The following is a 23,461-nucleotide window of genomic DNA, read 5'->3' as shown; positions in this document are numbered from 1 at the left end:
TAAAATATTAAGTATGTACAAACGCTTCCTTATTGTGAGTGCATTAAAGCAAAACTAAATGGTAAATAGCAAGTATTTGGCGTTGTAAGGCAAGCATGAGCGGTAAAGCATTATAAATAAAAATAAACTTCTATAATTTTCTTAACTTTATCGGTAAGTTAGACAATACTAATTATATTACTAATACGAAAATTAAATGCCTGAGTTTGCAGTTACTTTACAGGCTGAACACAAAAGGATGGCAGCTTTATGTCTACAGAAAACGCTTTATTAACGATTCTAGTCGATAGAATAAATAACGATACGTTGGTTTTACCAACGCTACCTGAAGTAGCGATTAAGGTTCGCCAAGCTGCAGATAACCCAGATGTGAATTTAATCCAAATGTCAGATGTAATCTCACAAGATCCAGCGCTTTCAGCTCGTATGATAAAAGTAGCTAATAGTGCGATTATGGGACGTTCTGTAAAAGTATCTAATTTACAACAAGCAGTGACTCGTATTGGATTACGTCAAATTAAAAACATTGCTACAGCTATGGCTATGGAACAATTATTTGTATCAAATAATGAGCTAATTAAAGGCTACATGGGTAAGGCATGGCAAAAAACATTAACCGTTGCTAGCCATTCAATATCACTCATGGAGTTTTATTTAAAAAATAGTAAGCACACGTCACTAAACCGCGATTCTATTACACTAGCCGCACTTGTTTATAATATTGGTGTATTACCAATTTTAACTGAAGCTGAGCGCCACCCAGAGGTATTTGCTAATCCAAGCTTTTTGGCTCATGCAATTCAAAAGCTTAGCGGAAAGGTTGGCTCATCTATTATGCAAGCGTGGGAATTCCCTAAAGAGTTTGTTGATGTAGCTCAGAGCTGGGCTGACCCAAGTTACAAACCTGAAAAAGTAAGTTACGTGGATTTTATTCGAGTAGGGGCTATTTTAGAGGGCACGTTACAAGTTTCTGATAAGTCTGCAGCGCTACAAACGTATATAGACAAAGGCGTTATACCGTCTATGCAGCTATTCACGAGTGATGAGTACAACGACATGCTAAAAGATGTGAAAAACATGTTTAGCTAAAAGTGCCTTCCTACACAACCAAAAAGGGTTAACTTGCGTTAACCCTTTTTTAGTTTTATTTTTCGGTGGTATTTTCTGTTTTAGTTTTTTCGTATCGCTTTATTCCTGCTACCCATGTTTGCAGTACGTTTGTTTTGTATATCTCCTCAACAGGCACTTTAAAGTAGTCTTTATCAATTAAAATAAAGTCGGCCCATTTACCTTTTTCTAAACTACCCACCTTAAATTCTTGATGAGCTGCATAGGCGCCACCAAGAGTAAATGCACGTAATGCATCTTCGCGGCTTAGTACTTCACTTGCGCGCCAGCCGTTTTCCGGTAGTTTGTTATGATCCATGCGTGTAATGGCTGAATACAAACCATCAAATGGATTTGCAAGCTCTACAGGGTAATCAGAGCCCGCAGCAACCACCGAACCTTGCTGTAAAAATGTTTGCCACGCGTAGGCGCCGCTTAGTTGTTTTTCAGTTAAACGCTGCTCTGCCATATGCATATCAGAAGTGGCATGCACCGGCTGCATTGAAGGGATTATTTTTAACGCTTTAAAGCGAGGGATATCATCAGGGGTTACAATTTGGGCGTGCTCTATTCGGTTTCGCAGTAATATACCGCCCGTTTTTTTAAACACATTTTGATAGGCATCAAGTACTACTTTATTTGCTTTGTCGCCAATGGCGTGAGTATTTGCGCTAAAGCCGCTTTTAAAGCTTTGTGTAAAGAGTGCTTCGAGTTTCTCTTGTGTTTCAAGCATTAAACCATGGTGACCAGGTCTGTCTGCATATTCTTCAATAAGTGCTGCACCACGAGAGCCCAGTGCGCCATCGGCATAAACTTTAACACTGCGAATTTCCATAAAGTCATTTTTGTCGTGGTACCGGCCTGCCTTTAACATTGTGTCTAAATCAGGGCTTGCACCACTTAACATTGCCACAATACGCAGTGGTAAATTACCAAGGTCGCCGCGCTCTTTGTAAACCTCCCATGTGGTTTTATCAATACCTGCATCGTGAGTAGAGGTAATGCCTAAACTTAATAAATGTTTACCAGCTGCATCTAGTGAGTCACTTATATCTTGTTTTGAAGGGGCTGGCATATGCTGGGTAATTAGCGATTCTGCTTTGTCTACAAAAATACCCGTAGGATTGCCAAATTCGTCTTTAATTATCTCACCGCCTTCAGGTGCTTTCGTTTGGGCGGTAATACCTGCAAGTTCGAGCGCTTTTGAATTAACCCAAATGGCATGGCTATCAACTCGAGAAAGCACCACAGGTCGATCGTTAACTACTTTGTCTAAATCTTTAGCCGTAGGAAAGCGTGTATCAGGCCATAGCTCTTGGTTCCAACCTCGCCCTATAATCCAACCTTGTTTGTTATCGGCAAATACTTTTAGTTTATTCGTTACTTCATCAACCGATTTTGCACCGCGTACATCAAGTTGCGATAAATTATCGCCAAGGCCAATAACGTGCCCATGAGCATCAATTAAGCCTGGTAATAAGGTATTACCGTGCGCGTCAATTAGCTTGGCATCTGGGTAGCTATCTTTAAGTGTATCGCTACCTAGTTTTACTACCTTGCCATTTTTAATAACGAGGGTAGTAAACTGCTGTACTTCACCTTGATATAAAGGGGTATAACCGTTGGCATTATAAATTACTTTTGTTTGTGCAATAGTGTAACTAGAACTAGCGCAAAGGCTGGCTAGTATGAGTGGTTTGATTATTTTTTTGAGCGGCATAGTTACTTAATTTTTATTGTTAATTTACTTACATTAACAAACTTGATTTTATAATACCAATGAATTGATAGGCCTCATTTTAAGGTTTTTCTCTATACTAACTGTTTACAAAATAGGTAATTGATGTGAATATTTAGTATGTAAAACAATCAATAAAGCATAAGGAAACGCTATGAAAGCCCTCTATTTATTACTCCCATTAACTTCATTACTTGTGGCATGTGGAGCAACACCTACGACAGAGGAAACTGTTGAAAAGCTAGATTATATAGATTTATCAAGTGTTGAGCTGCGCGATAGGGTGAAAGACTATTGGAATATTTTAACAAGAACAGAACCACAATATCCAATAGCTGCTGCAAAAAAAGGTCTTGCAGGTTGTGTAGAACTCATGACTATCATTAATTCTGAGGGTAGGGCGCAAGGATATAAAGTAACCTCCTCATATCCTAAAGGGTTATTTGATGAAGCCGCAGCTCAATCTTTAAGTACATGGGCCTGGTTGCCTACTAACGTAAATGTAGCTAAACAGCCTGTTCTTACTCATATTAGAATTGATTTCACTATTGAATCAAAACCAGTAGGTGAAAAATATTTAAAGAATTGTCCGGCTGGCGAAGCATTTCAAATAACGGGAGAAAGAAGAAAGTCATAAGATTTTAAGTGGAGTATTTATATACCTCACTTTGGTGGTGCGTTTGCATAACAGGTAATTGATGCAACTACTTAAAAAATTATTTATAACGAATTGATAAGGAAATGCTATGAAAGCTCTCTATTTATTACTCCCCTTGAGCATGATGCTGACAGTCTGTAGCTCAATGTCTGATAAACAAATAAACAAATAAACAAATAAACAAATAAACGATGAAATGCCGAGTTTTATTGATTTATCAAGTCCTGAACTGCGAAGTAAGGTAGGTGAATACTGGGATGTTGCTAAAAGAGTTGAGCCGCGATATCAGATAGAAGCTGCAAAGAAAAGTATTTAAGGCTGTGTTGAGTTTGCTATGTTAATTAATTCACAAGGTGAAGCCCAAGGGTATAAGGTTGTCTCGTCTTACCCTGAGGGCGTGTTTGATATTGATGCGGCAGCTGCTGTGGGTTTATGGAGCTGGAAACCGACAGTTGAAAATACGAGTAAGCAACCGATTCTAACTTATCTCAAAATGGATTTTATGGTGAGCCCAAAACCTACTGATGCAGAGTACTTAGCGCATTGTTGTAAAAATAAAGTCTAAACGTAATTAATAGTATAAATATAATAAGCTAGGTGTTTGTGTACCTAGCTATAAGATTACATACTTGCATATAAACTGTATTCACTTAGCGTTAGCTTGCCGTCTTTGTCTTGATCATAGCTTGAAAATCGAGACCACAAAGCGGGGTCTACAGCGGTTTCTGAACGTGTTAAAAAACCATCCTGGTTTCTATCAAGTTTTTCAAATTGCTCTGCAACATTGTTGCTTGCAGCAAAGCCTAATGTGCTAAAAATACTAAACGCAAAAAGCGCTATATAGCTTGTTTTTTTCATGAAAAATACTCAGTAGAGGTTATTGGTAAGGTAATTTTTAAATTCGATTAACGAAATTTGGTTATCTTGGTTTTTGTCCCATTTTACGAATGTGTTTAATAGTTGTGGTTGGGGATCAAGTTCGTCATGCGTTAAATAGCCACTTTTGTCGCTATCGAGGTGATCAAAGCGTTGCTTTACATCAAGTGCAGCGGCATCAAAGCTTAATAGCATTAAGATGCTTATAATAAGGGGAAGTATCTTCATGGTGTTCCTTCCAAAAGATGTATTTAAAGTTTGTGGCTAAAATAAAGTGAAAAGGAAAAAGCACTTGCCGTAATTTAACTCCCAACATTAAATCCTTTTACACACTCCCTCAGGGATTATGGCAAATGCTTTTAATTCCAGTTTACCTATAACAAGCTTAAGTAAAGCTTAATCAGTAATTACTCATTAAGGTTTAAAGCTTTCAAATTCTTTTTTTGAGACTTTTTCATCACCGTCTTCATCTAAGTCGGCAAACTGTCTCATTACTTCCTTGTCTTCCTTTGCTTCTACAATTGATATTTGTCCGTCCATGTCTTTATCTAAGTGGGCAAAGCGCACATTTGTTGGCGATGCAATTACAGTGGCACTAATTGCTAAAAACATTAATGAAAAAGCGGCTATAAGTTGTTTCATAATCACGTTCCTTATTAAATGAGTTTATTGAATAAATTTTTTGAATTCATCTAGCGACAATTGCCCATCTTGATTAGTATCAATTTGAGAAAAATTCTCGTGTAACACAGCATCTTCACCTGCTTCGGCTTCACTCAATGTGCCGTTACTGTCTTTATCAAGTTCGTTAAAAGTCGCGTGAACGTCCATTGCGTGTGCATTAGCGCCTAAAAAGCCTAAAGCCAGTAATGATGAAATTACTAAAATGCGTTTGTTCATAATTATTTCCTTATTGATTAAAGTTATTACTCCTATTACAAAAATGGTGCCAATAATAATTGTTGTTATTTTTCAATTGGTTATTGTTTTTGCTTTAAGCCAGTGAGAAGTTTTTACTGGGTTTATTGTAATTTTTGTGCGCCTTTTGCAACACTATTTAGTGAGGTTGAAAGGGAATTTATTAAAATCAACGAGTTACGTTGTCTCTATTTGGCGACACATTGTTTTATAGTGCTGGCTGTTAATCGTATTAAATATAATTGCTGGTTCAGCTAGTGTATAAGGTAAGCACTTAATAATAGAGCGCTTAACTTAAAAGGACTAAACGAAATGCCAGCAACCATAGCTAAAAAATACCAAGCAATGCTTAACTGGCGGCCTAATTTAATTGGGCAATTTGCAATGAGTATGCTGCTTTCGCTACTTCCGCTTTCTATAGTGGTGATCGTATTTTTAAATGCGCTTAATAAGCAATTAGCGGTTACTCAAAGTATTGTGAGTAGTAACTACCAAGTTACCAAATCGTTTAACACTTTAAAGCAAGAACTCAACAGCCTTGAACGCGCTACTAGGCAAAACTGGGTATTAAAAAGTGAATCGCTTGATAAGCTCATTGTCGATAAATGGCAATCATCCCTACAAAGCATTGATGAACTCAAATTTGTAAACCCGAATAAAGAGTATATCAACCAATGGCAACGCTTATATACCACCTTACAAACCGCGCATGTAAAACTCGTTGAGCAAAAACAACAACAAGCTGAGCTATTTGTGCCAGTGAGCGATTTAATTGCTGAGCTTACTTTATGGTTACGTGATAAAAACGAAGCGCAAATTACCAATAACCAAAATGAGCTTACAAGCCTGCAAGCGTCATTTATAAACTGGCTGGTGGCACTAATTCCGCTGACTTTAATTGTTGGGGGAGGTTTTTTATGGCGCATAAGTGGGCGGCTAAAAGGGTTAACTACGGTTATTGATAAGCTTGGGCAGGGGCATTGGCAGCAAAAAATATCTGTGAAAGGTTCAGCTGAGCTTGTTGAGCTAGGAGAAAAGCTCCAATGGGTACAAGAACAGCTTCATATGCTTGAGCAGCAAAAAGATACTTTTTTACGCCATGTAACTCATGAGCTAAAAACGCCGCTTGCTTCAATGGTTGAAGGCACTGATTTATTAACTGATGAAATAGTAGGTCCAATTACTGCTGAGCAAAAAGCGGTGCTTGAGCTTATTAGCCAATCTATGGTGCGCCTTCGCACAATGATTGACAGTTTGCTGAGTTATAATGCGATTCGCACCAGTAAAGACAGCTTAAGCGAAGTTGAGTTTAGTCTTCTTATTAATAAAATTAATAGCCATTTTGAGCATCGCTTAACTGCGCGTCAGCAAGCTCTGCAGTGGCAAAATACTTTACCGAATAAACCGCTTGCTTTACCTAGTGAGCTTATTGAGATGATTTTAATTCAGCTTATTTCAAATGGCTTAAAATTTTCAGAAGATAAGCAAAGCGTTACTATTAATTTAGCGCTTGAGCAAAACCAGCTTTGTATCGTTGTACTTGATAAAGGGTGCGGTATTAAAGAGCAAGAAAAAACTCAAATTTTCAGCGCATTTTATCAAGGTAAACACAGTAAAAATGTTACGCTGCAAGGCAGTGGACTGGGTTTAACTATTGTAAAAGAGTCTGTTGAACAGCTAAGAGGTACACTTAGTGTTGAGCATAACGAGCCACATGGTTGCCGGTTTTCAATTAAAATTCCCATAACAAAAAATCTAGGAGTTAATTAACATGCGCTTGCGTTTAATCGCTATTTTATGTGTGCTCAGTAGCAGCATGGTTATATCAGGTTGTGAAATTAATAATGGGCAAGAAGAGCGTGTGTCAATTACACCTGCACCTGTGGTCGATACAAAAAAAACGACCGACAAAAACAGTAACCCTAGTCCAAAACCTAGACCAAAAATTGAACCAAGCTATCCTCCTGCAGAGCAAGTTATTGCATGGCACGCTAATCAGTGTGGCGGGTTTAAATTGGTTCCTAGCAAAAATGTTTTTACAGGCGAAAACGAGCTTAAACGCTTTTTTAAATTTATGTGCTTAAACATAAATAATGATCCAAATACGGTAATGACTCAGTTGCTAAAGCTCGATCTTGCTTACTTTTGGCCTGATGACATAAAGCAATATTTATGGCTTCAAAAGCAGCAAGTAACTATGCAAATAAATGCTAAAAAAGAGCAGCAAGCACTTAATAATAAAATGCAAGAAACCCTCTCATCGTTAGCAACGATTGAGCAGCAACTTTTACTACGAGAAGAAACGAAGGAGCAGTAATGATGGCCGCAACTAAAGTACAAGGTGCAAAAGTATTACTCGTAGACGACGACGCTAGCTTATTAAAACTGCTTGCTATTCGTATTGAATCAAAAGGATACGAAGTAACAACCTGCGAAAGCGGCTTAACTGCACTACAAATACTTAAAAGCCAAGTGTTTGATGCCGTTATAACCGACTTACGCATGGATGAAATGGATGGTATGGCACTGCATCGTCAGCTGCAAAGCCGCTACCCTGCATTACCAGTCATTATGATGACAGCGCACGGCTCAATTCCTGATGCCGTAGAGGCAACTAAGCAGGGCATTTTTGCATTTATAACTAAACCAGTGGATAAAGACGAGCTATTTGACAGCCTTGCAAAAGCGATAGAAATTCATGGTGTTAACGCCGATGAAGCTGCACCTAAAAGTAATATAGTTACGCGCAGTGGTGCCATGCTGCACTTGTTAGAGCAAGTAAAACTACTTGGGCCAACCCAAGTTAATGTACTTATTTCGGGGGCTAGTGGTACTGGTAAAGAATTACTCGCACAGGCGATTCACCAGCATAGCCATGTAAGCGGTGGCCCTTTTGTTGCAATTAACTGCGGCGCTGTACCAGGGGAGCTTTTAGAGTCCGAATTATTTGGTCATAAAAAAGGCTCGTTTACGGGTGCAATTAAAGATCACCAAGGTTTGTTTCAACAAGCACAGGGTGGCACGTTATTTTTAGACGAAATTGGCGATATGCCGCTTAACTTACAGGTTAAGTTACTGCGCGTATTACAAGAAAAAACAATTCGCCCAGTAGGTTTTCAAGAAGAGATAGCAATTGATGTACGCATAGTGTCGGCAACACATAAAAATCTTCCTGAAGCTATTTTAAACCAGCAATTTAGAGAAGATTTATACTATCGCTTAAACGTAGTTAATTTAAAATTACCGCCACTGTGTGAGCGCCGCGAAGATATAAGCTTATTAGCACAGCACTTTAGTGCAAGCATTGCTAAGCGCATGAACCAAACTGAAAAACACTTTGCAAGCGATGCTATGCATGCACTTGTACGTTACGACTGGCCAGGTAATATCCGCCAATTACAAAACGTAGTAGAGCAGGTTGTAGCATTAACGCCAAGCGATGTTATTTCAGAGCATTTAGTGTTAGCTGCGCTAAATAGTAACGAAACAAACGTAGAACCATTATCACTAAACGACGCTAAAAAAGAGTTTGAGCGCGACTATGTAATTAACACTTTAAAAATGGCAGGTGGTAACGTAGCTGAAGGCGCTAAGCTTGCCAAGCGCAACCGCTCAGATTTTTATAAGTTGATTAAAAAGCATAATATTGATGTTGATAATTTAGGTTAAGGAAAAGCATGCAGTTATTTATGGTGTATTTAGGGGGGCGGATTCAAGGTTGCCACATTGAAATGCATGATATTCGTTTTGTTGTAGGGCAAAACATTGAGCAAACTTATTCAAAGTTAAAAAGCCAATGGGTAGGCGACAGAAGTAGTGTTCACATGGATAGTTACATGGCAATTAATCATATTGATGGCTTTAAAGTAGAAGTTGTTGATACGTACGTTGAACAAAATAAACAACTCTATTTTGTAAATTTAGGCGCTTACAGAAGTGATTCTATGGCTGAGCAACACGACTTTGCACTGTATGTTGCAAGCAGTAGCCATGAAGCTAAAGAGCGCGCTAAAAGCGATTTGCTAGCAGGGCTTAGCCATATCCATAAAGATGATTTATATGACGTAGACGATTGCTTTGCCATTGATTTACTCGACAGCCAGCTAAACATTAAGCTCACGCCCAGCGGTATATCGCAGCCTATAAAGCCAGACTGGTTTGGCTATCACATACTTTAAATTATAATAAGTAGCTAAAACTGAGTAGGATTAAGAGTCCTGCTCGTTTTGTTCATCCTTTTCGCTTTTAGCCGCCATTTTAAACGCCACAATAACCAATCCAAACATAGCAAACGGCAGTGCTGCTAACATGTATTCAACCACATTACTGTCTTGAAAATTTGCTTGTAGTAAAAAGTGACCCGCCACACACATTAAAATAACCACTAATAAAATGGGTAGTAACATAAGTTCTTTTTTTGATGAATGGTTTTTCATTAATTGTGAGGCTATAGCTGAAAATAATGCGCCATTGTAATGAGCTTACTTAAGCTTGGCAAACACCGCAGAGTTTTTTAATTAATGTTATGATTAGTATCAAACAATTTTATTAATGTTTATGGGAATAAAGTGAAAAGTAACTTAAAAAAAGTTTACCTCGTTGGTGGTGCAGTGCGCGACAAACTGCTAAATATAAAATCAAAAGATAACGATTATGTAGTGATTGGTGAAACGCCAGACACAATGCAGTCGCTCGGTTTTGTACCAATAGGTAGCGATTTTCCTGTTTATTTACACCCAAAAACAAAAGAAGAATATGCACTGGGGCGCACAGAGCGTAAAAGCGGCAAAGGCTATACTGGCTTTGTGGTTGATGCCAGCCCAACAGTGACGCTAGAAGAAGATTTAGCAAGGCGTGATTTAACCATAAATTCAATGGCGCTTGATGAACACGGTAATATTATTGATCCGTTTAATGGCCAAACTGACTTACAAAATAAAACACTGCGCCACACCACTGAGGCATTTGTAGAAGACCCTGTTCGAGTACTGCGTATTGCCCGTTTTTTAGCGCGCTATGGCAGTGATTGGCGTATTCACCCAAGTACGTATGCATTAATGCGCGAGCTTAAAAATAAAGGTGAGCTAAATCATTTAGTACCTGAGCGCGTGTGGCTTGAAACTGAAAAAGCACTGGGTGAAAAGTACCCTGAGCTTTATTTTGAAGCACTGCAAGGCTTAGGTATCTTTCCAGAACTTGAGCGCATGGTTAATGTACCGCAACCGGCAAACCATCATCCTGAAGGTGATGTATTTGTACATACTATGCTGGTACTTAGGCGTGCAGCCGATTTAAATTTTAATTTAGAAACACGTTTTGCTGCACTAACCCATGATTTTGGAAAAGCGCTTAGTTTTAAAAAATATGGAAACCTACGTGGGCACGAACGCGAAGGTGTTGCAGTTATTGAGGCGTTTTGTGAGCGCTTAAAAGTGCCTAACTGTTTTCGCGATGTTGGCGTACTCACCAGTGATAATCATACCCTTTGCCACACGATTGACCAGTTAAGGCCGCAAACCATTCACAAGCTAATAGTGACTAACCTAAATGCGTTGGTACACCCAGAACGTTTTATAGCGTTTACCCAAGCATGCCAATGCGATGCACAAGGGCGTGGTGAAACACTTGTTGATAAGCCATACCCGCAAGCAGCTAAGCTGCGAGCAATTCATACTGAACTGCAAAAAATGGATAAGAAACTGGTAGTGCAAAATGCACTTAAAAATGGCAAAAAAGGCCCTGAAATAGGCGAAGAAGTAAAACTTGCAGAAATAAACTGCATTAAAGCATTTTTAGAACATGAGAAGTCCCAAGCGTAATAAAATTAGACTAAGTAGTGCGATACGCCTTGGTTTTTAGTCGCGTCGTGCTTTCTTAGCTCTTTGTAGTTTGTACTTTTTGGTTTTACATTTTCAGACTCAGGTTTTTTAGAGGGCCTGTATAAGTCAAAAATAAAGTCTAGTTCTTCACGCTCTAGTGATGGTTTCATGAGTATTCCTTCAATTTAATACTTTAATATGATGTAGGGTATGGTCATTCGACTGAATTAAAAGTGAATAGTTACATTTGAAGTTGTACTAAATTGTAACCGGCAGCTTTTAAGGGATGAGAGGGAGGTATTTGTTAATTTATATGGAGTTAAGGTAAATTAAAGTAGCTTTTTTTAACTAAAATTATACAGCTGAATTTAACTTATTGCGTACTTACTATTTGCATATAATGCTGTGGCTATAAATATAACGGTACAGATATAACGGTATAAATACAGCCCTAACTATTAGCTAACGGCAGTGTTACGGTAAAGACGACACCATCACCTTGCTCGTTGTTTTGCGCGGTTACATTGCCTTTATGGTAGTCGCACACCAGCCTTACAATATAAAGCCCTAATCCCAAATGTGGCTGTTGTTGCATTTGCTGGCTACGTACCGACACCATAGAGTCAAAAATATGCTCAGTTAATCCTTCAGGTAAAACGGGACCAGTATTACTCACTGTTAATGTTGCTTTATTTTCGCTCTGCTTAAGGCTTACATTAATAGCCGTATTGGCTTCAGTGAACTCCAGCGCGTTATTAATAAGTTTATCTAGCAGCTGAGCTATAAACTCCGGTGCACCTTGCATAGGTAATTTGCTTTGGCATACATCAAGCGTAAATAACTGGTGTGGGTAAGTAAGCTGATAGCCTTGCATGCAGCCATTTATTACTTTTTGTAAATCAAAAGGCTCAGGCTCGTTGCTTTGAATACTTTGCTCAAGGCGAGTAGCTTCACTCATGGTGGTTATTATTTTACCTAAGCGTTCAACGCCTTCACTGGCGCGGTCGAGGTATTTTTGACTCAGCTCGTTTTGTGGCAAGCTTTGTAAGTTTTCGAGTGATGAGCGCACTACGGCAACCGGCGTGCGCAGTTCGTGGGATAACCGCGACGACATATTCTCTAAGTAATCGGTATAGCCACCAAGTCGGCTCACAATGTTTGAAAAACTACGAGACAGGTCGCCAATTTCATCGTTAGCGTCGCTGTAATTAATACTGCCAGTAACACGCCCTTGCGCATCAATTGCTTGCTCAGCTGTATCGCGCAGCCGCCTAATTCGGTTCGATATGCGTGAGGCAAAAAAGAACAAGGTGACAGTACCAATTAGCATCACAGCTAAAATAACGTTAAAGAGTTTTTCGAGCGATTTGTTACGCAGCGTACGTACGCCGTTTGTAGTTTCCTCTGCTATTACCGCGCCAATTACTTGGTCTTGAATCCAAATAGGGTAAGCGGCCGATAAAATAACGGCTTTGCTGTCGGGAGTTAAGCGCCAAGACGATGCAGGTTGTCCTTTTAATGCTTTCGCTAAATGTGTGCCCTGCATAGAGGCTACATCGTGCAGGGTATCTAAAAACTCATTTTCGGGGCGCGTTAATATTTTATAGTAAATTGGGTGTAAGTAATTTTGCTCAAAGCGCTGCCACCAAGTTTCAGGTGTTTTGTTAGCAAGCCCATCAGCCCATACGCCATCTGCATTTTGAATAGTACCCGATTGGGCAAGTACACGATGATGGTTATCAACCACCCAAATGCGGCTACCGCTGTGGCCCATACCTTTTAAAATACGGCTAATTTCTGGGGAAGGGACTAATACCGAGCCTAAATCGTTTGGGTTATTTAAGTTTGAGGTCGACATTATTTTAGGCTCTAGCAATGTCTCTTTACTATCAATGTCAACAATAGCAAAGCCAAGCTTGTTGCCCAGCATGCTAATTGGAAAGCGCAGCTCTACGTTATAACCTGATTCGGTACTTTCAAAATAGCCCTGAATTTTTGTAAAAGGGGCTTTGGTATTTGCATCAAACGCATTAACCCAGCCGTCTTGGCGTGGCGCAATAATGTAAGTATTAAACTGGCCGTTAGGCGTTTTTAGGCCAATTTGTAAATAATCGTTATTGGTAATACTTAAGCTATTTTTAGCGCGATAAATAAGAGTATTGTCGGTGACTTTAAATACGGCGTATAAGTAGTTATCAAATTTTCCCACCATATGATCAAACGATAAGTCACGGGCTTGATGTTTGTTATCTGTTTTTTGTAAGTAGCGTTTATCGTAATGCCAAAATAGCGGTTGATAGCTGTCCCAATCGTTAAGTTTACCGTCGAGCTGAATAGGGTTTTTAAGATTATAAGCGTATAAATCGCGGCCTTTTACTACTTGGTCTAAAAAGTTGGTTTGCTCGTCAAATAATGCGGGGCGCTCATGTAATGCTGTAGCAAGTGCTCGAGTGGTGCCTACGAGAGTTTTTTCTTGGCCTTGGCGTAAAAACTTTTCCATTTCCCATACGTACTCGTAGCCAAGCCACGGTAGCAAAAACAAAAAACATGAAAGTAATATAAATTTACTGCGCAGACCAAATCGTAGCATTAGTGTTGTTCCCACCTGTAGCCCATGCCATACACGGTATCTATGCGATCGAAGGAGCTGTCGAGTGCTATAAACTTTTTACGAATACGTTTTACGTGTGAAGTAATGGTGCTGTCGTCTACATAAATTTTTGCATCGCTCATTAATTCGTTACGGCTTTTAACATGGCCTGGTCGCTGGGCGAGTGAATGCAGCATCCAAAATTCGGTTACGGTTAAATCAACTAATTGTTGCTGCCAAAATACCTGCATACGTTGCGTGTCGAGCGTTAACTGCCCGCGTGTTATGAGGGCGTTTGCATCAGCGGGTTGTTCAAGTGCTTCCATTCGGCGAAACAGCGCCCCAATACGTGCAGCCAAGTGAGCCAAGCTAATGTCTTTTGTTAGGTAGTCGTCGGCGCCCATGCGTAGGCCGCATACGGTATCTATTTCGCTATCGCGGGCGGTTAAAAAAATAATAGGCAGCGTTTTAGAAAGCGAACGCAATGTTTGGCACAGTAAAAAACCACCATCTATTTCATGGCCTAAGCCAATATCAACAATGGCTAAATCGGGCAGGGCATTTTTAAATGCAGCTTCAGCGCTGGCGCGATTTTCAAAGCCACTGACTTGGTAGCCCTGTGCGCTCAGCATTTCTATGTAGTTTTCGCGGATTGCGGGTTCATCTTCAACGATGGCTATTTTTTTCATTTTAATCATTATCCTATCGGCTCTGTTGTGCACTATATCGAAGTTTTTAAGCTAAGTAAGGTTAAAAAGGCAATTGCCATTTTTTTGCCACAATTGCTCAGCAGTTTGCCATTTTTGATCCCCTTTGCTGCCACTTGAGCTTGTTTTAATACACCCATCAAAACAAAACATCACAAATTAAAAAGTAAGTTTAAGGATCAAATCATGAAGAAGACATTAATTGCGTTAACACTCGTTGCTAGTTTTTGTACTCCAGCAATTGCCTCAACATCTAACACGCCATCAAAAGAAGCCCATAAAGAAACGGCTATTGGGCTAGGTGCAGGCGCTATTATTGGCGGCGTAGTGGGCGGGCCAATTGGTGCGTTTATTGGGGCTTTTGCCGGTGGTTTAATAGGTGATTCAAAAGTAGCTGATAACAAAATTGCAGAGCAAGAGCGTGCAATTACGGTCATGAAAGAAAAAACCAACGATTACCAACACGTGCTTAACCACAACAATATGTTAGAGCAGCAGTTAGAAGTACTTGCCAATCAAAATGAGCAGTTAACTCAAGTTCAAATTAATAACTTATTGGCGATGACGGTGCAATTTAAAACAGGTTCAAGTGTTATTGCCCCGCATTTTGCATTGCAGTTAGACCAACTAGTTACCTTGTTAAACAACCAACCACAACTCGCACTTGATTTAAGTGGCTTTGCCGATCAGCGCGGCGATGAGCAAGCCAACCTTTTACTTTCTAAAGCGCGAGTAAATGCCGTGCAAAGCTATTTAATAAAACACGGTGTGAGCCACAAACGTTTAAGCACGCAGGCATTTGGCGAGCAGCAAACATTGGCTAACAGCGACACGGTGGAAGATAACTTTTTTGATAGACGCGTAACGCTTACCACTCGCTCAATGAGCCCAGCAAATGGCCAAACGGCGAGTAACTAAATCTAACTGAATCTAAGTAAAGCAAAGCGTTCGATGGAGTGATTTTATGTTGAGTAAACCGACCAAAATGCTTACTAAAGTAAGCATTTTTATATTCATAGCGATTGTGCTGTTAGCGAGCTTCAAAAGCCATGCGCAATCACCCAAGTTAGAGCTTTTTGATAGCAATGGTGCGCCAGCAGGCCCAGCAATAATATTAAAAAGCGACGCCAATATGACCTTAACTGGCCTAATTAATCATGTTGTAGTTACGCAAACCTATCAAAACGAAAACCCGTTTGCGGTTAATGCGCGCTACGTTTTTCCATTGCCAGATGAAAGCGCCGTACATGCCATGACGATGCGTATAGGTGAGCGAGTCATTAAAGGCCAAATTGATAAAAAAGTGGAAGCCGAAAAAAAATACGAGGAGGCTAAAAAAGCAGGCAAGCAAGCGGCCCTTGTACGCCAGCAACGCGCCAATATGTTTATTACGAATGTGGCAAATATTGGTCCTGGTGAGCAAGTGATTATTGAGCTTGAGTATCAAGAAATAATTGATTACAGCAGCGGCACATTCGCTATTAGATTTCCTACTACCATTACACCGCGTTATCACGCGATTAGTGGTGAGGTTGAGGTTAGTACTCAAAATCAAGCGCATGTTAATCCGCTCCCAACGGGATGGTTAAGCCCTGTTTACAGCACTAAAAGCAGTAATCAAAATGATAACGTACCAAGCAGCCAACTTAGCTTAAACATAGATATAGACGTAGGCTTAGAGCTGGTGGATATCAATTCTAAATATCATAATGTTGATGTGCAAAACACCGCGTTTGGACAATATAAAATAGCGTTAAATGAGGCAAATGCAGTTAATCGCGACTTTGTACTTGAGTTTAAACCGCTGCAAAAAGAGCAAGCTCAAGCCGCATTTTTTACTCAGCAGTTTGAAAATGGTGATCGATACGGGCTTGCTATGCTAATGCCACCAGGGGATCACTTTACACAAACTCAGCGCTTACCTCGTGAAATGGTATTTGTAGTTGATACGTCAGGCTCTATGCACGGGCAATCTATGGAGCAAGCTAAAAAAGCCTTGTTTTATGCGCTGTCATTACTTGATAGCGACGACAGCTTTAACATTATTGGTTTTGACAACTTAGTAACTCCAATGAGCGATAAACCACTTATAGCCAGTGACTTTAATTTACGCCGTGCAGAGCGATTTATTTATAGCCTAGAAGCTGACGGCGGCACTGAAATACAAGGTGCGCTTAATGCTGTACTTGATGGTAGCGAGTTTGATGGTTTTGTACGCCAAGTTGTATTTTTAACTGATGGCAGCGTAAGCAATGAGGACGCATTGTTTAAAAATATTCAAAGTAAGTTAGGTGATAGCCGCTTATTTACAGTGGGTATTGGCAGCGCACCGAATAGCTTTTTTATGCGCCGAGCGGCAGATGTCGGTAAGGGCTCATTTACGTTTATAGGCAGCACAAGCGAGGTGCAACCTAAAATGCAACAGTTGTTTGATAAGCTTGCACATCCGGCTATTACTAATTTGGTGCTAAGCGATGAAAGCGGTAACAGTTTAGATTTTTGGCCATCACCACTACCTGATTTATATTTTGGCGAGCCTATCATGGTCGCTATAAAACTTAATAATGCTAAAAATGTTGTACTTGCTGGGCAAACAGCACAAGGGCCTTTAAGTATTAAATTAAGTACACAAAATAGCTCAAGCGCTCAAGGTATAGCAAAACTGTGGGCGCGCCAAAAAATTAAGTCATTACTTTTATACAACGAGCAAAGTGTAGTTAAAGATGAAGTACAGGAGCTTGCGCTTACTCATCAATTACTTAGCCCGTTTACTGCTTTTATAGCGATTGAACAAACTCAAATAAAAGAAGTGGCAGAGCAAACGGCGCAAGCTACTAATGCAGTACCACAAGGTATGGCAATGCGTTTACCGCAAACCGATGGGCAAAGCAGGTTACATATATTACTAGGCTGTATTTTATTATTGGGATTTAGCGCCCTTAAAATAAACCGATCATTTAAGTTAAGCAGGGCACGTAAATGAAAAAGTGGCTAAGCGTGGGCTTACTAATAGCTGGGCTTGGATTATTTGGTCACGGCGCTTATATGCAGGCAAAAGCGTGGCTTGCTCAAGTATTAATTGAGCAAGCATGGCAAGAGGCACTTAAATCACCCGACACTAAAGTAAAGCCGTGGTATTACGCCGACAGCTACGTGACTGCAAAGCTTGATTGGCCAAGCCATAATAAAACATTAAGTGTATTAGCTGGAGCGAGTGGTCGCAATTTAGCGTTTGCGCCTAGCCAATTTTTACCTGCAGGGGAGCTTGGCGGAAAAGAGTTTGGAAACGAAAAAGGCGCGCTAATAGCCGGGCATAACGACACCCACTTTGCATTTTTACAAAACGCCAAAGTAGGTGAGGCGTTTACTTTGCAACTGCAAAGTGGGGTGATTCAAAATTATAAGGTAACGGGGATTGAGGTTATTCATCAATCCCAAAACTCATTTTTACAAACATCTGGGCTGTATTTGCTTACCTGTTACCCTTTTGATTCGCTTGCCTCGGGTACTGATTTAAGGTTGCTTGTATCTGCGCAAATGTCTTCGCCCGATTCGCTAAGCGGTATATCCACCACAAGTTCTTGATGGCGCTGGCTTATCATTACGCCAATAAATACCACAAATATGCTCAGCCATTGCCAAACGTTGAGCACTTCGCCCAAAATAATAGCTGACAAAATAAGTGTAAAAATAGGAATTAAATTAGAGTACGCAGCAGCGGTTAATACCGATACTTTGCTAATTGCATAGTTGTACATGCCGTAGCCGCCAAGGGTTACACACGAACCTAAATACAAAATGCTCATGAGCGCAGTTAAGTCGTGTTGGTTTTCGCTTGGTAGGTCGATAAAAAATAAAAACGGCGCAAAAAACAAGCTGCCGCTAATACCTTGCAACGCAATTAAAGTCAGGGGCGAGTAGCGATTAGCTAAATGTTTAATACTTACTGTATAAAATGCAGCGCACACCATCGCCATAAGCTCTAAAAAGTTACCTAGTAACGGATTAGGTGCTTGGTCGGTACTTGGTGAAAGAAGCGTAAGTAAAATACTGCCGCCTATACACAGCGTAAAACCAACAACAATAGCTTTGCTTATATGTTCTTTAAGTAATACAAAGGCGAGCAACGCAATAATAATAGGCAAGCAAGAGACAATAACACCGGCCTGCGAGGCTGATGTGTACTCCATTGCATGGCCTTCAAATAAAAAGTATAAGCAAGGCTCAGCAAGCGACATACCCACTAAATACTTCCAGTCACCTTTTAAGTACTCAAACCGAATAACGTAGCGCCATAAACAAAGCGACAAAACTAACGTGGTGAGCATGCGTAAAAATATCACCAATGCAGGGTCGTAAATAGCAATGGCGTATTTGAGCGCAATAAAAGAGCTGCCCCATAAAAAGGTGGCAATAATTAAACATAAACTGGCAGGCATAGAGAGTAATTTACTTAATTTAATAAAATCAGATCCTAGCATGAAAATTTTTAACTTGTTCAAAAATACCGAGCTGGTATAAATTAATTCATCTTTAATTAATCAATAGTAAAAAGCACATGCAAAGGGAACAGGTAATAGTTGTAAAGCTTGGTACAAGCGTACTAACTGGCGGCACCGATAAGCTAGACAAAGCACATATGGTTGAATTAGTACGCCAATGCTGCGAGCTTAAAAAGCAAGGGCATCACGTTATTTTAGTATCGAGCGGCGCGGTAGCTGCTGGGCGCGAACAACTATTAAAACCCTGTGGCAGAAGCTTAATTGATAAACAAATGCTTGCTGCAATTGGACAGGGTCAACTTATTCATATTTGGCAGAGTTTGTTTGCTTTATATGGGGTAAATGTAGGGCAAATGCTGCTTACTCGCGCTGATGTAGACGACAGAGAACGCTACTTAAATGCCCGCGATACACTCAATGCGTTATTAAATTACGACGTTGTGCCCATCATTAACGAAAATGACGCAGTCGCTACCAGTGAAATAAAAGTAGGCGACAACGATAATTTATCGGCACTTGTCGCTATTTTGGCTAATGCTAATAAGTTACTGCTACTTACCGATCAAGAAGGGTTATTTACCAGCGATCCGCGCACAAACGCCGATGCCACCCTCATTGGTGAAGTAACACATATAAATGATGAGCTGCGACAACTTGCTGGTGGCAGTGGTACAAACTTAGGTACTGGCGGTATGGCAACTAAATTACAAGCAGCCGACATCGCAAGGCGTGCAGGCGTTGAAGTCATTATTGCTAAAGGCGCAGGTAAAAACGTTATTTTAAAATGCATGAGTGACGAGTTACCAGGCACGCGTTTTTTAAAACTCACCGCCCCAAAAGATGGCCGTAAAAAATGGTTACTAGCAGGGCCTAAAAGTACCGGCCAAATTGTTATAGATACAGGTGCTATTGCCGCGCTGCAAAATAAAGGCGCAAGCTTACTTGCTAAAGGTGTTACTAATGCATTTGGACGTTTTGAAAGAGGCGATTTAATTGATTTAATAGATAATAAAAATCAAGTAATTGCACGTGGCTTAACGCGTTTTAGCAGTACCGAGGTAAATAAAATTAAAGGCGCACACTCAAATCAAATAGGTGGGTTACTTGAATATGATAGTGGTGCAGAAGTATTGCATCGCGACGACTTAGTATTACTTTAATACCTATTCTAAAGGATTAGTTAATAAGTATTACCTCATAACTTAGTAAATTCATGAGTATTGTCTAGACTAATAAAAGTTTAATTAGTTTAGGCAGTGTAATGAAGGCAAATAAGTGTGGGCACGAATGGATTATTAAGCTTACCCAGCAAGAGGAAGAAAGTGATTTAGATAGCGCATTAATACAAATAATTAGCGACTTGCTCGAAGTTGATAATTTTGCCATTTACGTCAATAAAAATTTTTCAGCCCTCATACCCCCTACTCTTATTAATCCAAATAGTAATTTAGAGCAATTAAGCCCAGATGAAGCATCATTGTTATTACAAAAGGTCACTCAAAATAAAATTAGGGTGAGCTATGCTTTTAGTAGCACAACAAGTTACGTGCCTATTTATCATTTTGGAAAAGTAGTCGGCACTTTATTAATAGAAACCGAGCAAGAATTACCAGAACGAACAACTATGTTAGCTGTACATATTTTAAATATTTATGCTAATCAGCTTGGGCTATTATATAAGTCGCGGTTAGATCCACTTACAGAGCTTTTAAATAGGCAAACATTTGATAAAAAAGTAATTGAGATTGTATCGGGTAACGGTTTTTTGTTACCAAGAAATGATAACAATAAAAAGCGACGTTGGTACTTAGCTATTGCCGATATCGACAACTTTAAAAATATTAATGACAACTACGGGCATGTAATTGGCGATGAGGTTATTTTACTTGTTGCACGGCTACTAAAAAATAATTTTAGAATAGAAGACTATGTATTTAGGTATGGTGGTGAAGAATTTGCAATGTTATTTCAAGCAAAAACAGAGGCTGATGCACATGTTGCACTTAACCGGTTACGCCTTAATGTTGCCCAATACCCTTTTCCACAAATTGGCAAATTAACCATTAGCATTGGTTTTTTAGAGTTAGTGAGTATTGATACTGTATCGAGTATTGTAAATCAGGCTGATTTAGCGCTTTACTACTCTAAAAATACTGGCCGTAATAGAGTTACCTCCTACAGTGAATTAGAAGTTAATAACGAACCAAAGATAGATAACAGTATTGAGCTTTTTTGATTGTAAATTTGTGCTAAAATCTGGCTCCTTAAATTGTTGTAAGCAGAGCACAGAACATGAAATTAGTTCGTTGGTTTTTAGGTTGTATAATCTTATTCTTTAATTTTGTATTTACTCCTCGCAGTAAAAAGCGTGCAAGCGACGAGCAAGCACAGCTTGATCAGCAAACCTCACAATTTAAACTGTACCAATTTAAAGCATGCCCGTTTTGTGTAAAAGTACGCCGCGCTATTAAGCGCGAAGGCTTAAACATAGAAACGCGTGATGCAAAAAATAATGAGCAATATCGTCAAGAGCTTCTTGAGCAAGGCGGCAAAGTTAAAGTGCCTTGCCTGCGTATAGAGAAAAATGGCCAAGTACAATGGCTTTATGAATCAAACGATATTATTGCTTACTTAAACAAAGTAGCTGCATAAACCACTTTTATTATCTCACTTATTTAAAGAGAATTTACCATGACAATTCGCACCCGTGTTGCCCCGTCGCCAACTGGTGACCCGCATCTTGGCACCGCTTATATCGCCTTATTTAACTACTGTTTTGCTAAACAACAAGGCGGTGAATTTGTACTTCGTATAGAAGATACAGACCAAGTACGTAGCACGCCAGAGTCTGAACTTGCGATTATGGATAGCTTACGCTGGTTAGGGCTTGAGTGGGATCATGGTCCTGATGTGGGTGGCGAATTTGGTCCTTACCGTCAATCTGAGCGTAGCGATTTATATAAAAAATACGCGCATCAGTTAGTTGACGATGGGAAAGCGTTTTACTGCTTTGCAACAAGCGAAGAGCTTGATCAAATGCGTGAAGAGCAAATGGCAGAAGGCTTGCGCCCTAAATACGACGGTCGTGGTTTAAACCATACAGATGAAGAAATTAAAGCAAACTTAGCGGCAGGCAAACCTTACGTTATACGTATGAAAATCCCAAGCGAAGGCACATTTAAGTTTAACGACTACCTACGAGATGAAATTGAGATCCCGTGGGAAAACGTAGACATGCAAGTGCTTTTAAAAGCGGATGGTTTCCCAACGTACTTTTTAGCGAACGTAGTTGATGACCACCATATGCAAATTAGTCATATTTTCCGTGGCGAAGAGTGGATTAACTCAGCACCTAAGTTATTAAAACTTTACGAAGACTTTGGTTGGGAAGCGCCAGTACTTGGTCATTTACCATTACTACGTAACCCAGATAAATCAAAGCTATCTAAGCGTAAAAACCCAACGTCTATTAACTACTATAAAGAAATGGGTTACCTGCCAGAAGCCGTGCTTAACTACTTAGGTCGTATGGGTTGGTCAATGCCAGATGAGCGTGAAAAGTTCACACTCAATGAAATGATTGAAAACTTTGACATGAAGCGCGTATCGCTTGGTGGCCCAGTATTCGACGTGGATAAATTAAGCTGGTTAAACGGCATGTGGATCCGCGAAAATCTAACCGACGAGCAGTTAATTCAGCGCTTTGTTGATTGGAAGTTTAACGGTGAAATGTTAGCTAAAGTATTACCTGAGGCTAAAACGCGTATTAATACCCTTTCGGATATGGTTGAGCTGGCAGGGCACTTTGTAGGTGGTATTCCAACTTACGACCCTGCGCTATTAACAGCTGGTAAAGCAGACGAAAACGTAATACGCCAAGCACTACAATTTTTTGTATGGCAGCTAGAAGGCTTACGTAGCTTTGATAAGCCCGCTATTTTTGCAATTGCAAAAGAAGTGGCTACATTCCACGAGCTTAAAATTAAAGACTTTTTAGAGCCAATTTTTGTTGCAATTACAGGCAAAACATCAAGTACGTCGGTGCTTGATGCAATGGAGATATTAGGCTCTGACTTATCACGTGCTCGTTTACGTGTAGCGCTTGCTCATTTAGGTATTTCTAAAAAGCAGGCTAAAAATATAGAGCGTGCGTACCGCGAATACCCAAGTGCATAATTGCTAAACAATGTACTTTTAAAAGCCGAGCTTAGTAAAATAAGTTCGGCTTTTTTGTTTCAGGCTGTTTAGCTATATGACATCGTATTTTGATATTGTTTAACTAAAGTATTAGGGTCTGTTGATCTTTTCGGATTAAAATTTGTTCAAACTAGGGGCTATTTAATCGCGGCGCGAGGTTTGTAACCTAGTGGGCTAAGTAAAAACCGAGCAACAAAGAGTAAATAGCCCCTAGAAAGAACCCTTTGGGCTGACGAATCCCCAAAACGTGACAGGCACAGCAATTTATGATCTTATGTAAATCACCACAACCCACATAAGTCACAACTGCTATGCCTGAGACATCAGTTTGCCATAAGTACTTTAAACA

The 23,461-nt window shown here is 39.8% G+C and carries 24 protein-coding genes and 1 pseudogene; 15 read left to right on the top strand and 10 right to left on the bottom strand.

Going from position 1 to position 23,461, the window contains the following annotated elements:
* Window positions 1–249: 249 nt before the first annotated feature.
* Window positions 250–1,089, top strand: coding sequence for an HDOD domain-containing protein (locus H5087_RS17420; RefSeq protein WP_039485043.1), 840 nt, complete (start codon window positions 250–252; stop codon window positions 1,087–1,089).
* Window positions 1,090–1,144: 55 nt separating this feature from the next.
* Here the strand turns inward: H5087_RS17420 and H5087_RS17415 are convergent, their stop codons facing one another.
* Entirely contained in the window at window positions 1,145–2,827 is a 1,683-nt protein-coding gene (locus H5087_RS17415) for an amidohydrolase (RefSeq protein WP_182672840.1), read from the bottom strand.
* A 172-nt stretch (window positions 2,828–2,999) separates the two neighbouring features.
* Between H5087_RS17415 and H5087_RS17410 the strand changes: the two genes are divergently transcribed.
* The gene (locus H5087_RS17410; protein ID WP_182672839.1) at window positions 3,000–3,482 is read left to right on the top strand and encodes an energy transducer TonB; all 483 of its coding nucleotides are present in this window, start codon (window positions 3,000–3,002) and stop codon (window positions 3,480–3,482) included.
* A 349-nt stretch (window positions 3,483–3,831) separates the two neighbouring features.
* Window positions 3,832–4,068: pseudogene (locus H5087_RS20225) on the top strand (energy transducer TonB); the annotation flags it as partial.
* Window positions 4,069–4,124: 56 nt separating this feature from the next.
* Here H5087_RS20225 and H5087_RS17400 read toward each other — a convergent pair.
* The 4 genes from H5087_RS17400 to H5087_RS17385 all read right to left on the bottom strand — a co-directional run bounded on the left by H5087_RS17400 (window position 4,125) and on the right by H5087_RS17385 (window position 5,279).
* Window positions 4,125–4,361 carry an EF-hand domain-containing protein gene (locus H5087_RS17400; protein ID WP_182672838.1) on the bottom strand — a complete coding sequence of 79 codons (237 nt, stop codon included), beginning with the start codon at window positions 4,359–4,361 and terminating at the stop codon, window positions 4,125–4,127.
* Window positions 4,362–4,370: 9 nt separating this feature from the next.
* Window positions 4,371–4,607: a calcium dependent protein gene (locus H5087_RS17395; protein WP_033021630.1), complete on the bottom strand. Its 237-nt coding sequence runs from the start codon at window positions 4,605–4,607 to the stop codon at window positions 4,371–4,373.
* Between the two features lie 186 nt (window positions 4,608–4,793).
* Window positions 4,794–5,021, bottom strand: coding sequence for a hypothetical protein (locus H5087_RS17390; protein ID WP_007581559.1), 228 nt, complete (start codon window positions 5,019–5,021; stop codon window positions 4,794–4,796).
* A 24-nt stretch (window positions 5,022–5,045) separates the two neighbouring features.
* Window positions 5,046–5,279 carry an EF-hand domain-containing protein gene (locus tag H5087_RS17385; protein WP_002961641.1) on the bottom strand — a complete coding sequence of 78 codons (234 nt, stop codon included), beginning with the start codon at window positions 5,277–5,279 and terminating at the stop codon, window positions 5,046–5,048.
* 330 nt (window positions 5,280–5,609) lie between these two features.
* Here H5087_RS17385 and H5087_RS17380 point away from each other — a divergent pair, with 330 nt between their 5' ends.
* From H5087_RS17380 to H5087_RS17365, 4 genes are read left to right on the top strand one after another with little or no spacing between them, the layout of a single operon-like run.
* Entirely contained in the window at window positions 5,610–7,067 is a 1,458-nt protein-coding gene (locus H5087_RS17380) for a sensor histidine kinase KdpD (protein ID WP_182672837.1), read from the top strand.
* A gap of 1 nt (window position 7,068) precedes the next feature.
* Window positions 7,069–7,614, top strand: coding sequence for a hypothetical protein (locus H5087_RS17375; RefSeq protein WP_182672836.1), 546 nt, complete (start codon window positions 7,069–7,071; stop codon window positions 7,612–7,614).
* A 2-nt stretch (window positions 7,615–7,616) separates the two neighbouring features.
* Entirely contained in the window at window positions 7,617–8,966 is a 1,350-nt protein-coding gene (locus tag H5087_RS17370) for a sigma 54-interacting transcriptional regulator (protein ID WP_024597600.1), read from the top strand.
* 8 nt (window positions 8,967–8,974) lie between these two features.
* Entirely contained in the window at window positions 8,975–9,475 is a 501-nt protein-coding gene (locus tag H5087_RS17365) for a DUF1543 domain-containing protein (protein ID WP_182672835.1), read from the top strand.
* A gap of 30 nt (window positions 9,476–9,505) precedes the next feature.
* On the opposite strand, the gene H5087_RS17360 is transcribed toward H5087_RS17365, so the two are convergent.
* Window positions 9,506–9,733 (bottom strand): hypothetical protein, encoded by a 228-nt coding sequence (locus H5087_RS17360; protein ID WP_007581571.1) that lies wholly within the window; start codon window positions 9,731–9,733, stop codon window positions 9,506–9,508.
* A gap of 132 nt (window positions 9,734–9,865) precedes the next feature.
* Between H5087_RS17360 and H5087_RS17355 the strand changes: the two genes are divergently transcribed.
* Complete coding sequence (locus H5087_RS17355; RefSeq protein WP_182672834.1) at window positions 9,866–11,116, top strand: multifunctional CCA addition/repair protein; 1,251 nt, start codon at window positions 9,866–9,868, stop codon at window positions 11,114–11,116.
* A gap of 5 nt (window positions 11,117–11,121) precedes the next feature.
* On the opposite strand, the gene H5087_RS17350 is transcribed toward H5087_RS17355, so the two are convergent.
* The 3 genes from H5087_RS17350 to pdsR all read right to left on the bottom strand — a co-directional run bounded on the left by H5087_RS17350 (window position 11,122) and on the right by pdsR (window position 14,395).
* The gene (locus H5087_RS17350; protein WP_007581574.1) at window positions 11,122–11,286 is read right to left on the bottom strand and encodes a hypothetical protein; all 165 of its coding nucleotides are present in this window, start codon (window positions 11,284–11,286) and stop codon (window positions 11,122–11,124) included.
* 281 nt (window positions 11,287–11,567) lie between these two features.
* Window positions 11,568–13,706 (bottom strand): proteobacterial dedicated sortase system histidine kinase, encoded by a 2,139-nt coding sequence (gene pdsS / locus H5087_RS17345; RefSeq protein WP_182672833.1) that lies wholly within the window; start codon window positions 13,704–13,706, stop codon window positions 11,568–11,570.
* Complete coding sequence (gene pdsR / locus H5087_RS17340; RefSeq protein WP_182672832.1) at window positions 13,706–14,395, bottom strand: proteobacterial dedicated sortase system response regulator; 690 nt, start codon at window positions 14,393–14,395, stop codon at window positions 13,706–13,708. The genes pdsS and pdsR overlap by 1 nt, the downstream gene beginning before the upstream one ends.
* 204 nt (window positions 14,396–14,599) lie before the next feature.
* Here pdsR and pdsO point away from each other — a divergent pair, with 204 nt between their 5' ends.
* Genes pdsO through H5087_RS17325 form a run of 3 tightly spaced genes read left to right on the top strand, consistent with a single transcriptional unit; the run spans window position 14,600 to window position 17,998 of the window.
* Window positions 14,600–15,331, top strand: coding sequence for a sortase-associated OmpA-like protein PdsO (gene pdsO / locus H5087_RS17335; RefSeq protein ID WP_182672831.1), 732 nt, complete (start codon window positions 14,600–14,602; stop codon window positions 15,329–15,331).
* Window positions 15,332–15,377: 46 nt separating this feature from the next.
* Window positions 15,378–17,396, top strand: coding sequence for a marine proteobacterial sortase target protein (locus tag H5087_RS17330; protein WP_182672830.1), 2,019 nt, complete (start codon window positions 15,378–15,380; stop codon window positions 17,394–17,396).
* Window positions 17,393–17,998 carry a class GN sortase gene (locus H5087_RS17325; RefSeq protein WP_081709144.1) on the top strand — a complete coding sequence of 202 codons (606 nt, stop codon included), beginning with the start codon at window positions 17,393–17,395 and terminating at the stop codon, window positions 17,996–17,998. Before H5087_RS17330 ends, H5087_RS17325 begins: the two co-directional genes overlap by 4 nt.
* Here H5087_RS17325 and H5087_RS17320 read toward each other — a convergent pair.
* Window positions 17,893–18,852 (bottom strand): DMT family transporter, encoded by a 960-nt coding sequence (locus H5087_RS17320; RefSeq protein WP_182672864.1) that lies wholly within the window; start codon window positions 18,850–18,852, stop codon window positions 17,893–17,895. The genes H5087_RS17325 and H5087_RS17320 overlap by 106 nt on opposite strands.
* 119 nt (window positions 18,853–18,971) lie before the next feature.
* Here H5087_RS17320 and proB point away from each other — a divergent pair, with 119 nt between their 5' ends.
* The 4 genes from proB to gltX all read left to right on the top strand — a co-directional run bounded on the left by proB (window position 18,972) and on the right by gltX (window position 23,091).
* Entirely contained in the window at window positions 18,972–20,075 is a 1,104-nt protein-coding gene (gene proB / locus H5087_RS17315; protein ID WP_182672829.1) for a glutamate 5-kinase, read from the top strand.
* 101 nt (window positions 20,076–20,176) lie between these two features.
* Window positions 20,177–21,151, top strand: coding sequence for a GGDEF domain-containing protein (locus H5087_RS17310; RefSeq protein ID WP_182672828.1), 975 nt, complete (start codon window positions 20,177–20,179; stop codon window positions 21,149–21,151).
* A 56-nt stretch (window positions 21,152–21,207) separates the two neighbouring features.
* Window positions 21,208–21,567 (top strand): glutaredoxin domain-containing protein, encoded by a 360-nt coding sequence (locus H5087_RS17305; RefSeq protein ID WP_002961611.1) that lies wholly within the window; start codon window positions 21,208–21,210, stop codon window positions 21,565–21,567.
* Window positions 21,568–21,606: 39 nt separating this feature from the next.
* Window positions 21,607–23,091 (top strand): glutamate--tRNA ligase, encoded by a 1,485-nt coding sequence (gene gltX / locus H5087_RS17300; protein ID WP_002961608.1) that lies wholly within the window; start codon window positions 21,607–21,609, stop codon window positions 23,089–23,091.
* The last annotated feature ends 370 nt before the right edge of the window (window positions 23,092–23,461 follow it).

It is taken from the genome of Pseudoalteromonas sp. SR43-7, from assembly GCF_014163785.1.
In the GTDB taxonomy this organism is placed as follows: Bacteria; Pseudomonadota; Gammaproteobacteria; order Enterobacterales; family Alteromonadaceae; genus Pseudoalteromonas; species Pseudoalteromonas distincta.
This window is presented reverse-complemented; position numbering and strand designations above follow the sequence as displayed.